This is a genomic window from Micromonospora sp. NPDC048063 (genome assembly GCF_043202855.1).
Lineage (GTDB): Bacteria > Actinomycetota > Actinomycetes > Mycobacteriales > Micromonosporaceae > Micromonospora.
This window is the reverse complement of record NZ_JBIDBG010000003.1, coordinates 141,770-153,939: the sequence shown is the minus strand read 5'-3', so window position 1 is coordinate 153,939 and position 12,170 is coordinate 141,770. Positions and strand designations below refer to the sequence as shown.

At 74.7% G+C, this 12,170-nt stretch carries 10 protein-coding genes; 5 read left to right on the top strand and 5 right to left on the bottom strand.

What is annotated here, in order from left to right:
- Position 1: 1 nt before the first annotated feature.
- Positions 2-865, bottom strand: coding sequence for an aminoglycoside phosphotransferase family protein (locus ACGFZ2_RS09095; protein ID WP_357453396.1), 864 nt, complete (start codon positions 863-865; stop codon positions 2-4).
- 7 nt (positions 866-872) lie between these two features.
- Positions 873-2,060 (bottom strand): signal recognition particle-docking protein FtsY, encoded by a 1,188-nt coding sequence (gene ftsY, locus ACGFZ2_RS09090; RefSeq protein ID WP_393266756.1) that lies wholly within the window; start codon positions 2,058-2,060, stop codon positions 873-875.
- A 151-nt stretch (positions 2,061-2,211) separates the two neighbouring features.
- On the opposite strand from ftsY, the gene ACGFZ2_RS09085 reads away from it, so the two are divergent.
- The 4 genes from ACGFZ2_RS09085 (at position 2,212) to ACGFZ2_RS09070 (ending at position 5,612) form a co-directional block, all read left to right on the top strand.
- Positions 2,212-3,924 (top strand): alkaline phosphatase D family protein, encoded by a 1,713-nt coding sequence (locus ACGFZ2_RS09085; RefSeq protein WP_393451663.1) that lies wholly within the window; start codon positions 2,212-2,214, stop codon positions 3,922-3,924.
- 25 nt (positions 3,925-3,949) lie between these two features.
- Positions 3,950-4,390 carry a MarR family transcriptional regulator gene (locus tag ACGFZ2_RS09080; protein WP_363703017.1) on the top strand — a complete coding sequence of 147 codons (441 nt, stop codon included), beginning with the start codon at positions 3,950-3,952 and terminating at the stop codon, positions 4,388-4,390.
- A 67-nt stretch (positions 4,391-4,457) separates the two neighbouring features.
- A complete protein-coding gene (locus ACGFZ2_RS09075) occupies positions 4,458-4,952 on the top strand; it encodes a universal stress protein (protein ID WP_350704838.1) in 495 nt (164 codons plus the stop codon).
- Between the two features lie 138 nt (positions 4,953-5,090).
- On the top strand, positions 5,091-5,612 hold the full coding sequence (locus ACGFZ2_RS09070; protein WP_357453412.1) for a DinB family protein: 522 nt from the start codon (positions 5,091-5,093) through the stop codon (positions 5,610-5,612).
- Between the two features lie 117 nt (positions 5,613-5,729).
- Here the strand turns inward: ACGFZ2_RS09070 and ACGFZ2_RS09065 are convergent, their stop codons facing one another.
- From ACGFZ2_RS09065 to ACGFZ2_RS09055, 3 genes are all read right to left on the bottom strand, one after another.
- Positions 5,730-6,353: an HAD family hydrolase gene (locus ACGFZ2_RS09065; RefSeq protein WP_393266765.1), complete on the bottom strand. Its 624-nt coding sequence runs from the start codon at positions 6,351-6,353 to the stop codon at positions 5,730-5,732.
- Positions 6,353-9,967: a chromosome segregation protein SMC gene (gene smc, locus ACGFZ2_RS09060; protein ID WP_393451658.1), complete on the bottom strand. Its 3,615-nt coding sequence runs from the start codon at positions 9,965-9,967 to the stop codon at positions 6,353-6,355. Before smc ends, ACGFZ2_RS09065 begins: the two co-directional genes overlap by 1 nt.
- 312 nt (positions 9,968-10,279) lie before the next feature.
- Positions 10,280-10,474 (bottom strand): hypothetical protein, encoded by a 195-nt coding sequence (locus ACGFZ2_RS09055; protein ID WP_091096806.1) that lies wholly within the window; start codon positions 10,472-10,474, stop codon positions 10,280-10,282.
- Between the two features lie 374 nt (positions 10,475-10,848).
- On the opposite strand from ACGFZ2_RS09055, the gene ACGFZ2_RS09050 reads away from it, so the two are divergent.
- Positions 10,849-12,150, top strand: coding sequence for a CAP domain-containing protein (locus ACGFZ2_RS09050; protein ID WP_393451655.1), 1,302 nt, complete (start codon positions 10,849-10,851; stop codon positions 12,148-12,150).
- The last annotated feature ends 20 nt before the right edge of the window (positions 12,151-12,170 follow it).

Genomic DNA, 12,170 nt, shown 5'->3' with positions numbered 1-12,170 from the left:
GTCAGCGCAGCGCGTACTCGAGGGCGTTGCGCTCGTAGTCGAGCAGCCGCAGGTCCCGCATCGGCCGGCGCAGGTGCCCCTTGTGCACGATCCGGACGAAGGCCGGCTCACCGGCGGCGGCCATCCGGCGGATGCCCTCGACGTGGTCCACGATCCGCTTGCGGATGGTCCGGATCAGCCGGTGCCGGTCCCGCGGGATCAGCCCGTACGCGTCCGCGAAGAGGCGCAGCCGGCGCGGCCGGTCGGGATGCTTCCAGCCGAGCGTGATCGAGTCGCGGTCGGAGAAGATCGGCACCCACGTCCAGGCCGCGTACGCCACGTCGTAGATCCGGGCGCCGGGCGAGGCGAGGTCGAAGTCGATCAGCCCGAGGGTGCCGTCGGGCCGCCAGATGACGTTGTGCGGGGCGGCGTCGTGGTGGCAGATCACCTCGGTGTCCGGCGGCGGCGGGCCGAACGAGCGCCACACCGCCCCCGGCGGCGGCACGAAGCCGTACTGGGCGTCGTGGAACATCCGCAGCATGGTGGCGACGGTCACCAGGGCCTCGTCGGTGACCCAGTGCGGGGCCAGCGGGTACTCCCCGCACTCCCCCTCCAGGTACGACAGGACCTCCCGGTTGCGCTCGTCCATGCCGAGCGCGCGGGGGGCGCCGGTGAACCCGACGTACTCCAGGTGGCGCAGCAGGGCGTGCACCGAGGGCGTCCACGGCCCGGCGTTGCGCCGGACCGTGTCGCCGACCCGCACCACGGTGCTGACGTTCCCGCCGTGCAGCGGGATCTCCTGCGAAGTCACGTACGGTCTCCCGAGGCGCTGCGACGGGTGGCTGGGGTCGCGCCATCCGGCGTAGGCGCGATCGTTGCTCGTCACTGCGAGGTTACGCGTCCCGGGCGAGCGGCTCGGTACCGAGCAGCGCGTCGACGAACTGCGCGGGGTCGAACGGGGCGAGGTCGTCCTTGCCCTCGCCGAGCCCGACCAGCTTCACCGGGATGCCCAGCTTGCGCTGCACGGCGATCACGATGCCGCCCTTGGCGGTGCCGTCGAGCTTGGTGAGCACCACGCCGGTCACGTTGACCACCTCGGTGAAGACCCGGGCCTGCTCCAGCCCGTTCTGCCCGGTGGTGGCGTCCAGGATCAGGATCGTCTCGTCGATCGGGCCGTGCTTCTCCACCACCCGCTTGACCTTGCCCAGCTCGTCCATCAGGCCGACCTTGTTCTGCAGCCGGCCGGCCGTGTCGATCAGCACCGTGTCCACGCCGGTGTCGATGCCGCGCTTGACCGCGTCGAAGGCGACGCTGGCCGGGTCGGCCCCCTCCGGACCACGCACGGTCTCGGCCCCGACGCGGCCGGCCCAGGTCTCCAGCTGGTCGGCGGCGGCGGCACGGAAGGTGTCGGCCGCGCCGAGGATCACGCTCCGGCCGTCGGCGACGAGCACCCGGGCGACCTTGCCGCAGGTGGTGGTCTTGCCGGCGCCGTTGACGCCGACCACCAGCAGCACGGCCGGCACGCCGTCCTTGGGCGCGGTGTGCAGCGAACGGTCCAACGTCGGGTCGAGGGCGTTGACCAGCTCGGCGGCGAGCAGGGCGCGCAGCTCGGTGCCGGACCGGGTGCCGAGCACCCGGGTGCGCTCGCGCAGCCGGTCGACGATCTCCCGGGTGGCGTCGATGCCGACGTCGGCGGTGATCAGGCTGTCCTCGATCTCCTCCCAGGTGTCCTCGTCCAGGTGGTCGCGGCTGAGCAGGCCGAGCAGGCTCTTGCCGAAGACGTTCTGCGAGCGGGACAGCCGGGAGCGCAGCCGGACCAGCCGCCCGGCGGTCGGCTCGGGCACCTCCAGCACCGGGGCCGGGGCTTCCACGACCGGCGGTTCCACCAGGATCCCGGTGGAGATTTCGGCCTCCGGCGCCGCCACCGGCGGGCCGGCGAGACCCTCCTCGGCCCGGGTCTCGACCTCCGTCTCGGGCAGCGGCGGCTCCGGGCGCCGGCGCAGCCGCGGCACGACCAGCCCGATGCCGCCAAGGATCAGCACGCCGAGCAGGGCGAGTGCGATGAGGAGGTATTCGGTCATGCCGGAATCCTGTCAGATGCCGGCGATGCTGTCCCAGCCACCGCTCCCGGCGGGCCCGTCCGGGAGCCGGCGGTAGGCTCGGTCACAGCCAGCAGTGGTGCGACCGCCGGCCGGGTAGTAAAAGTGAAGTCCGCTTACCTGGAGGTCGACCATGCCCGCGGCACACCTGCTCATCGGCCCGTTGCTGCGGCGGGTGGTCGACACGCGGGCCACCGTCTGGGTCGAGACCAGCGCGCCCGCCGTGGTCACCGTCCGCACGGCCGACGGCGCCCGCGGCACCGCGCCCACCTTCTCCGCGTACGACCACCACTACGCGCTCGTCGTGGTGGAGGGGCTCACGCCCGACAGCGCCACCAGCTACGAGGTGCTGATCGACGACGAGGTCGCCTGGCCGGTGCCGAGGAGCGGGTTCCCGCCCAGCGTCATCCGCACCCGGGCGGCCGACGACCTCGACCAGCCGGTCCGGTTGATCTTCGGATCGTGCCGGGAGACCACCCAGCACGCCACCACCCGCCGGCTGCCCCCGGACGCGCTCGACGCGTACGCCCGGCGGCTGATGGCCGACCCCGACCCGGCCGGCCTGCCCGATCTGCTGGTGCTCCTCGGTGACCAGGTCTACGCGGACGTGACCTCCCCCACGGTGCGACGGCTGCTGAAGCGGCGCCGCCGGCGGCCCAGGGGCGCGCCCAGCGACCAGGTGGTCAGCTTCGACGAGTACACCAAGCTCTACCTGGAGTCCTGGCGTGACCCGGAGATCCGCTGGCTGCTCTCCACCGTGCCGAGCGTGATGATCTTCGACGACCACGAGATCATCGACGACTGGAACACCTCGGCCGCCTGGCGGGCGGACATGCGCGACCAGCCCTGGTGGGCGGAGCGGATCACCAGCGGCCTCGCCTCCTATTGGGTCTACCAGCACCTGGGCAACCTCTCCCCCGACGAGATCGCCGCCGACCCGGTCTTCGCGAAGGTCAGCGCGGCGGAGGACGCCACCGGCGTGCTGCGTGAGTTCGGCCAGCGGGTCGACACCGAGGCCGACCTCGCCCACGACACCGAGCGGTGGCGGGCCGTGCAGTACCAGTGGAGCTACGCGCTGGACCTGGGCCGGACCCGGCTGGTGATGCTGGACAACCGGTGCAGCCGGGTGCTGGAGCCCGGCCGGCGGGCGATGCTGCCCCCGGGCGAGTGGTCGTGGTTCCTCGACCGGGCCCACGGCGTCTACGACCACCTCGTGGTGGGCGCCTCGTTGCCCTGGCTGCTGCCGCCGGGCATCCACCACGTGGAGGCGTGGAACGAGAAGCTCGCCGACTCGCGGCGGCGCTGGCTCGGGCGCCTGTCGGAGAAGCTGCGCCGGGGGCTGGACCTGGAGCACTGGGCCGCCTTCCGCCGCTCGTTCGACGCGCTCGGCGCGCTGTTCGCCCGGATCGGCAGCGGCACCCCCGGCGAGCCCGGCGACCGGGTCGGGGCCGGCCCGGCGTACGCGCCGCCGGCGTCGATCAGCGTGCTCTCCGGTGACGTGCACCACTCGTACGTGGCGCGGGCCCGGTTCGACGACCGGAGCGTGGTCACCCCGGTGCACCAGCTCACCTGCTCGCCCATCCACAACCAGGTGCCCGCCGGGATGCGCCCGCTGATGCGGCTGGGCTGGTCGTCCGGGCCGGCCGGAGCCGCCCGGGCGCTCGCCCGCTCGGCCGGGGTACGCCGCCCGCCGTTCCGCTGGAAGCGGCTGGCCGGCCCCTACTTCGGCAACGCGGTCGCCACGCTGGTGCACACCGGGCGGGCGGCCGAGGTGACCATCGAGGGCACCACCAGCGACGGCCACCTGCGCGAGGTGATGCGGCAGCGGCTGGCTCCGGGTGCCTGAGACCGTCCGCCGTACCCTGGCCACCGTGGACGAGCACCTGCCGGAGGCGATGCGGGCGGTGGAGCACGAGCTGACCGCCCTGCTGCGCCGGGGGCGGGCCGTCTCCTCGGAACTTGCCCGGGAGGTGCACCCCGGCCTGGAGCCCGACGCGTACGGGCTGCTGCTGTGGCTGCGCCGGTGCGGCTCGGTCCGGCTCACCGACCTGGCCGCCCGGCTCGGCGTCGGCAAGGGGACGCTGAGCCGGCAGATCCACGGGCTGGAGGGCCTGGGCCTGGTCCGGCGCGACCCGGACCCGGCCGACCGGCGCGCCGCGCGGCTCAGCCTCACCGAGGAGGGGCAGCGCCGGTTCGACGCGGCGCAGGGCGGCCGGCTCGAACGCTTCCGGCAGACCCTGGGCACCTGGTCGGCGGCGGACGTCGGGGACTTCGCCCGGCTGCTGCGCCGCTTCAACGAGGAGTACTTCTAGGCCGGCCGGAATAGGGCTGTGCCCGGCCCGGTTGTTGCCTAGGGCAACCGGAGAGGACGGAGCTGGCATGAGCACGGACGCGCCGGAACGGGAGGAGTACGGCCCGCGCACCCGGCCGGGGCCCTACGAGCGCGGCACGGACGGGCCGAGGGTCGTGCTGGTCGGCGTGGACGGCACCCGCACCTCGGAGCGCGCCGGCTGGTACGCGGCCGGGCTGGCCCGCCGGCAGGGCTCCGCCCTGGTGGTGGTCCACGTCAGCCCCGCACCCGGGCTGACCACGCTCGTGCCCGGCCTGGACGCCGGGGAGGTGCAGCGCTGCCACGACGAGCTGACCGCGGAGCTGCGCCGGGAGTGCCGGCGCGGCGCCGAGGAACTCGGCCTGCCGGTCACCTTCCTGCGCCGGCGCGGGGACGCGTACGCCGAGCTGCGTGCGGCGGCCGACGAGTTCCGGGCCGACCTGGTGGTCGTCGGCTCCTCCGAGCAGGCCGGGCACCGGCTGGTCGGCTCGGTCGCCACCCGCCTCGTCCGGGCCGGCCGCTGGCCGGTCGTCGTGGTGCCCTGACACGTCGCGGCGCGGCGGAGCCCGGACACGTCGCGGTGCGGCGGCGCGCCGCGGAGCCCGGACACGTCCTGACGCCGGGACGGGTCACGGCGGATATGCGGTCGCGGGTTGTCGGTCGGGCCGGCGAGGATGGCCGGCATGACCTGGAGAGCACCGGAGATCACCCGGACCCCCGAGCCGTACGTCGGCGACGAACGCACCATCCTGGAAGGCTGGCTGGACTACCACCGGCAGACGCTGCTGCTCAAGTGCGCCGGGCTGACCGCCGAGCAGTTGCGGACGCCGAGCGTCGAGCCCTCCGGGCTGACCCTGCTCGGGCTGGTCCGGCACCTGGCCGAGGTGGAGGCCTGGTGGTTCCGGGAGAACTTCGCCGGCGAGCGCGTCGACTACCCCTACTTCACCCCCGACAACCCGGACGCCGACCACGACGTCAGCGCCGCCGACGCCGAGGCCGACCTCGCCACGTTCCACCGGGAGGTGGAGCTGGCCCGGGCCGCCGCGGCGGGCCGCTCGCTCGACGACACCTTCACCGAGGTCGGCCCGAAGCGCCGGACGTTCAACCTGCGCTGGGTCTACGTGCACATGATCGAGGAGTACGCCCGGCACAACGGCCACGCCGACCTGATCCGCGAACGCATCGACGGCGTCACCGGCGACTGACCGCCCCGGGCGGCGCCGCGCCAGGCCCGCCGGCGCCGCCCACCGGCACCGGGGAGCCCCACGCCGCCAGCCCGGCAGCCCCCGCACCACGGCCGAGCGGACCAGCCGGGGCAGGCCTCAGTACGCCAGCGCCGCCCGCAGGTAGCGCAGGTCCTCGGGGCGGCCGGTCCAGCGGAGCGCCGACAGCCCGGCGGCCCGGGCACCGCGCACCGACCAGTCCTCGTCGTCGACGAAGAGCACCCGGTCCGGCGGGGTGGCCACCGCCCGGCAGGCGGCCTGGAAGTACTCCTTGGCCGGCTTGTTCACCCCGAGCCGGTACGAGTTGACCACCGCGTCGAACTCGCCGACCAGGCCGAGCGCGGCCAGGTCGTCGTCGAGCAGGTCGGTGGCGTTGGTGGCGAGGCCGACCGGGAGGCCGCCGGCGCGCACCCCGCGGACGAAGTCGAGCACCTCGGTGTCCACCTCGCCCCGGTAGCGCTGCCACTGCTCGACCGCGGCCCGGGCGCGCTCCGGCCCGCCGGCCGGCCCGGCCAGCGCGTCGGCGACGCTGGTCATCCAGTCGGCGTGGCTGACCTGGCCGGTCAGCACCGGCTGGAGCCGCCCCCACTGCATGGCGATCTCGGTGAGTACGCCCTCGGACAGGCCGTACTCCCGCTCCACGCCGGCGGCCACCGCCGGGTCCCAGCGTCGCAGGACGCCGTCGAAGTCCACCAGGAGCGCCGTGGCGCGTTCCCGACCCACTACTCGTTCTCCTCGCCGCGGCCGCGCCGCTCGTCGTCCCCGTCGGCCCGGTTGAGCCGTTGGCTGATCACCTGGGTCACCCCGTTGCGCATGGTCACGCCGTACAGGGCGTCGGCGACCTCCATCGTCCGCTTCTGGTGCGTGATGACGATGAGCTGGCTCTTCTCCCGCAACTGGGCCAGCAGCGTGATCAGCCGGCCCAGGTTGACGTCGTCGAGCGCCGCCTCCACCTCGTCCATGATGTAGAACGGGCTGGGCCGGGCGCGGAAGATCGCCACCAGCATCGCCACCGCGGTCAGCGACCGCTCGCCGCCGGAGAGCAGCGACAACCGCTTGATCTTCTTACCCGGCGGGCGGGCCTCCACCTCGACGCCGGTGGTGAGCAGGTCCTCCGGGTCGGTGAGCACGAGCCGGCCCTCGCCGCCGGGGAAGAGCACGGTGAAGACCTGCTGGAACTCCCGGGCCGTGTCCTCGAACGCGCTGGCGAAGACCTCCAGGATCCGGTCGTCGACGTCCTTGACCACGGTGAGCAGGTCGCGGCGGGTGGCCTTGAGGTCCTCCAGTTGCTCGGAGAGGAACTTGTAGCGCTCCTCCAGCGCGGCGAACTCCTCCAGCGCGAGCGGGTTGACCTTGCCGAGGAGGGTCAGTTCCCGTTCCGCCTTGGCGGCCCGCTTCTCCTGCACCGGACGCTCGTAGCGCGCCGGCTCGGGCACCGGCAGGCCGTCCCGCTCGGCCGCCGCCACGTCGGCCTGGGTGGGCGGGACGGGCTGGTGCGGGCCGTACTCGGCGACCAGGGTCTCCACGTCCAGCCCGAAGTCCTCCGCGGCCTTCGCCTCCAGCTGCTCGATGCGCAGCCGCTGCTCGGCGCGGGCCACCTCGTCCCGGTGCACCTGGCTGGTCAGCCGCTCCAGCTCCGCGCCGAGCCGCTTGGCCGCGCCGCGTACCTCCTGCAGCTCGGCCTCGCGGGAGGCGCGCTCGCGCGCCACGGCGTCGCGGTGCTCCTCCGCCGCGGCGATGGAGGTGGCCAGCCGGGTGAGGGCCTCGCGGGCGCCGCCCGCCACGGCGCGGGCGATCCCCGCGCCACGGGTGCGCGCCGCCCGCCGCGCCGCCGCGCGTTCCCGCGCGGCCCGCTCGGCGGTGGCCTGCCGGCGCAGCGAGTCGGCGCGACCGGCGATCGAGGAGACCCGCTCCTCGGCCGTACGCACCGCCAGCCGGACCTCCATCTCGTTCTGTCGCGCCTGCGGCACCATCGCGGCGAGCTGGTCGCGGTCCTCGGTGGAGGGTTCCGCGTCGACCGGGGTCTCCTCGGCCAGCCGCAGCCGTTCCTCCAGCTCGGCCAGGGTGAGCAGGTCCCGTTCCCGGGCCGCCTCGGCGCGGGCCCGGGACTCGCCGAGCCGGTCGGTCTCGGCCTTCGCGGAGCGGGCGGCCGCGCCCAGCTCGGCCAGCCGCCGGGCGGCGGCGTTGCGGTGGCTCTCCGCCTCCCGCTTGGCGGCGGCGGCGTGCTGCACGGTGTCCTTCGCGGCGGCCACCTCGGCGCGGGCGTCGACGAGCTGTTCGCGCAGCTCCGCGCCGGTCCGCTCGGCCGCGAGCCGGTTCGACCGGGCCTCCTCGACCGCCGCCTGTACCTCGATGAAGCTGGGCGCCTTGGCCGACCCGCCGGCCGCCGCGTACGCGCCCACCACGTCGCCGTCCGGGGTGACCGCGCGCAACTCGGGATTGCCGGCGACCACCTCGGCCGCGGCGGCGAGGTCGTCGACCAGCACCACGTCGCGCAGCGCCCGGTGCACCGCCGGTCGAAGCTGCGGGGCGCACTCCACCAGGTCGGGCGCCCAGCGGGCGCCGTCGGGCAGCTTCGGCCGCAGCGCGTCGGGGTGGGCGTCCATGCCGGGGCCGGCGGGGCTGCCGACCAGCAGGCCGGCCCGGCCGGCGTCGGAGATCTTCAGCAGCCGCATGGCCTCGACGGCCTCGTCGACGCCGCTGACCGCGACCGCGTCGGCGAGCCCGCCGAGCGCGGCGGCGAGCGCGGCCTCCTGCCCGGGGGCGACGGTGAGCAGCCCGGCCAGGCTGCCCAGCAGGCCCGGGACCTCGTCGGCGCGGGCCAGCAGCGCCCCCGCCCCGTCCTTGCGGCGCAGGCCCAGGGCGAGCGCCTCCTCCCGGGCCTTCCAGGTGGCGGCGTCCTTCTCCGCCGACCGCTCGGCGTCGGTCAGCGACCGCACGGTGGCCTGCGCCCGCTCCAGGGCGGCGGCCGCCTCGGCGTGCCGGGCGTCGAGGTCGGCGTTGTCCCGGTCCGCCTCGGTGGACTGCTCGGCCACCGCGTCCAGCTCGGCCTGCGCCTGCTCGGCCCGGGCGAGCGCGTCGGCGTGCGCGGCGGCGAGCCGTTCGATCTCCTCGCCCGCGCTGGTGGTCCGGGCCCGGGCGGAGTTGACCTGACCGGTCAACCGGGCCAGCCCCTCCCGCCGGTCGGCGATCGCCTTCGCGGCGGCGACCAGCTCGCGTTCGGCGGCGGCGAGCTGCCGTTCCAGCTCCTGGCGGTGCTCCACCGCCTCGGCGAGCCGGATCTGGTCGTCGGTGAGCGCGGCGCGCAGCTCCTCCTCCTGCTCGCGGACCCGCTCGGCCTCGGCCTCCAACTGGTCCGGGTCGCGGCCGGGGCGCTCGTCGTCCGGCGTGGCGCTGAGGTGCCGCAGCCGCTCCCGGGCGAGCTGCTCGATGGAGCGGAACCGCTCGGAGAGGGCGGAGAGCTTGTACCAGGTGTCCTGCGCGGCGGCCAGCAGCGGCGCGTCCTCGGCGAGGGCGGCCTCCAACTCGGCGAGGCGGGACTGCACCTCGGTGTGCTCGGCCTCGACCTGCTCCCGCCGCTCGCGCACCGCGGTCTCGTCGGCGATCTCCCGGTCCAGGGTGGCGCGCAGGGTGGCCAGGTCGTCGGCGAGCAGCCGCAGCCGGCCGTCGCGCAGGTTCGCCTGGATGGCGGCGGCGCGCCGGGCCACCTCGGCCTGCCGGCCCAGCGGCTTGAGCTGGCGGCGCAGCTCGGCGGTGAGGTCGGTGAGCCGGTTGAGGTTGGTCTGCATCGCGTCGAGCTTCCGCAGCGCCTTCTCCTTGCGCTTGCGGTGCTTGAGGACGCCGGCAGCCTCCTCGATGAACGCCCGCCGGTCCTCCGGCTTGGCGTGCAGCATGCCGTCGAGCCGGCCCTGCCCGACGATGATGTGCATCTCCCGGCCGATACCGGAGTCCGACAGCAGCTCCTGGATGTCGAGCAGCCGGCAGGAGTCGCCGTTGATCTCGTACTCGCTCTCGCCGGAGCGGAACATCCGGCGGGTGATCGACACCTCGGTGTACTCGATCGGCAGCGCGCCGTCGGTGTTGTCGATCGTCAGGGTCACCTCGGCCCGGCCCAGCGGGGCCCGGCCGGCGGTGCCGGCGAAGATGACGTCCTCCATCTTGCCGCCGCGCAGCGCCTTGGCGCCCTGCTCGCCGAGCACCCAGGCGATGGCGTCGACGACGTTGGACTTGCCGGAGCCGTTCGGGCCGACCACGCAGGTGATCCCGGGCTCCAGCTTCAGCGTCGTCGCGGAGGCGAAGGACTTGAAGCCCTTCACCGTCAGGCTCTTGAGATACACCTTCTCGATCCTCGTCCGGTGGCCGCCGTACCGTCGCCGGCTGCGCGGACCTGGGTGAACCCGCAGACTAACCCGGGACCGACGGCCGCCCGGCACGCGACCCGCCTGCCGGGCGCCCGGCCGCGCCGTGGGGCGGGCCAGCCGGGGTACGCCGGGCGACGTCGGGAGGACCATTTTCGCCGGTCCCCGACAGATCCACACAAGATCGCGAATTGGTGCCGGCGAAAAGGGGCGCGGACAGAGCTGCGCGCCGGCACAGAAGTGTCGGCGCGCTTTTTTGCGTGGTGCGATTCAGTTTTTCGATCCCGGAGCTCAGGTCAGCGCGGGCTCGGCCAGACGGAGCAGATCGTCCGCCTCCGCCGCAGCCGCCGCGAGCCGATCGTTCTCGGCACGCAACCGCGTGATCTCGAACTCCAGTGCCCGAACCGTGGCACGCAGTCGGGTGACCTCGTCGAGCAGACGCCGATCGGGCGCCGCACCTACGTGGCCGTACAGGGCCTTGGCCATGATGACTCCTTGATATGCGCTGCCGGAAAGGCCGGCCAACGCGCGCCCAATGTGTACGCGGCTGTCATTCCAGGCGATTCTGGGCATGACCGGGCGCGACTGGCGACACCTATATATTGAGCCGATACCCCCTCCTTCGTCAAGTTCCCGCAGGCCGTAGATCATTTCCACGTCGACCTGTCCACTTGCCGGGGGGGCTGCCACAAGGCGCGGACACTCTCTGTCCGGACACCTTGACTCTACGCCCCGGATCCCGGGAAGTCCCTACCCGGCCGTCCGACTTCCCCTTAACTCTTCCTTAGCCACGTTGCCGCTGCTCAGGCCCCCCACGTAGCGTCACTCCGCCCGCACCCGATCCCCTTGGAGGCAGAGGCGTGTACCGCTGGACCGACCCGAACGACCCGGACGGCGCCGCCCGGCACCCCGAGCAGCCGCGCAGCGAGGAGCCGGCCTGGCTGACCGACCGTCCGGAGCCGAGGTCGGCCTACCTGTTCGGGGACGACCCGGACCGACCCGCCGACGAGTGGCACCGCGACCAGCCGACCGCCCGCTGGCAGGCCGAGCCCGCCGAACCGGCCGCACACCGGCAGGCCGAGCCCGCCGCGCGCTGGCAGGCTGGACCCGCCGACGCCGCCGAGCCCACCGGGCGCTGGCGGGACGAGCCCACCGAGCGCTGGCGGGACGAGCCGACCGGGACCTGGCCGGCCGCGCCGGCCGCCGCCTGGCAGGGCGAGCCGGTTGCCGCCTGGCAGGGCGAGCCGGGCGTCCGCTGGCACGCCGACGCCGACCTGCGGGACGGCGGGCCGTACGGGACGGACGCGCCCCCGCCCGGCGAGCGGGCGGCCGGCGGCTGGCCGGTCGACGCCCCGACCGCCCCGATCGACCTCGGGACGCACCAGGACACCGACGCCGGGACGACACCCGCCGAGGGCCGGCACCGCCGCCACCGCCGCTTCCCCCGCCCCGTGCTGATCGGTGGCGCCGCCGCAGCCGCCACGCTGGTGGTGAGCCTCGGCGTCGGCGCGGTCGCGCTGGGCGGCGACGGCCCGGAGACCGACCCGACCGCCGTCGACGACACGATCGCCGCCGCCCCGGCGTTGCCGGGGACGCCCGGCGACGCGCTGGCCGCCCCCACCCCGAGCACCGCGCCGACCACCGTCAGGCCCGCCCCGTCGCCCACGAAGGCCACCAGGCCCACGCCGGTGCCCTCGCGCTCCACCGCGCCCTCGCGGCGCACCGAGCGGAGCAGCGCGCCGTCCGGCGGCGGCACGAAGGCCCCCGTGAGCAGCGGGGTCAGCGCCCAGGCCCGCGAGGTGGTGAACCTGGTGAACGCCGAGCGCGCCAAGGCCGGCTGCGGGGCGCTGAGCATCGACGACAAGCTCATGACCGCCGCCCAGCGGCACAGCCAGGACCAGGCGGACCACCGGAACATGTCGCACACCGGCAGCGACGGCAGCGACGCCGGAGACCGGCTGGACCGGGTCGGCTACGCCTGGCGCACGTACGGCGAGAACGTCGCCTGGAACCAGAAGACGCCGGCCGCGGTGATGGACGCCTGGATGAACAGCTCCGGTCACCGGGCCAACATCCTGAACTGCGCCTTCACCGAGATCGGCGTCGGCGTGGCGAGCAGCAACGGGCCGTACTGGACGCAGGTCTTCGCCGCGCCGCGCTGAACGCGAGTCGTGGCCGGGTC

Excerpts from the sequence above, each read along its gene's own strand:
- ftsY (WP_393266756.1), bottom strand. The coding sequence starts at position 2,060 with ATGACCGAATACCTCCTCATCGCACTCGCCCTGCTCGGCGTGCTGATC.
- ACGFZ2_RS09085 (WP_393451663.1), top strand. The coding sequence starts at position 2,212 with ATGCCCGCGGCACACCTGCTCATCGGCCCGTTGCTGCGGCGGGTGGTC.
- ACGFZ2_RS09075 (WP_350704838.1), top strand. The coding sequence starts at position 4,458 with ATGAGCACGGACGCGCCGGAACGGGAGGAGTACGGCCCGCGCACCCGG.
- ACGFZ2_RS09070 (WP_357453412.1), top strand. The coding sequence starts at position 5,091 with ATGACCTGGAGAGCACCGGAGATCACCCGGACCCCCGAGCCGTACGTC.
- ACGFZ2_RS09055 (WP_091096806.1), bottom strand. The coding sequence starts at position 10,474 with ATGGCCAAGGCCCTGTACGGCCACGTAGGTGCGGCGCCCGATCGGCGT.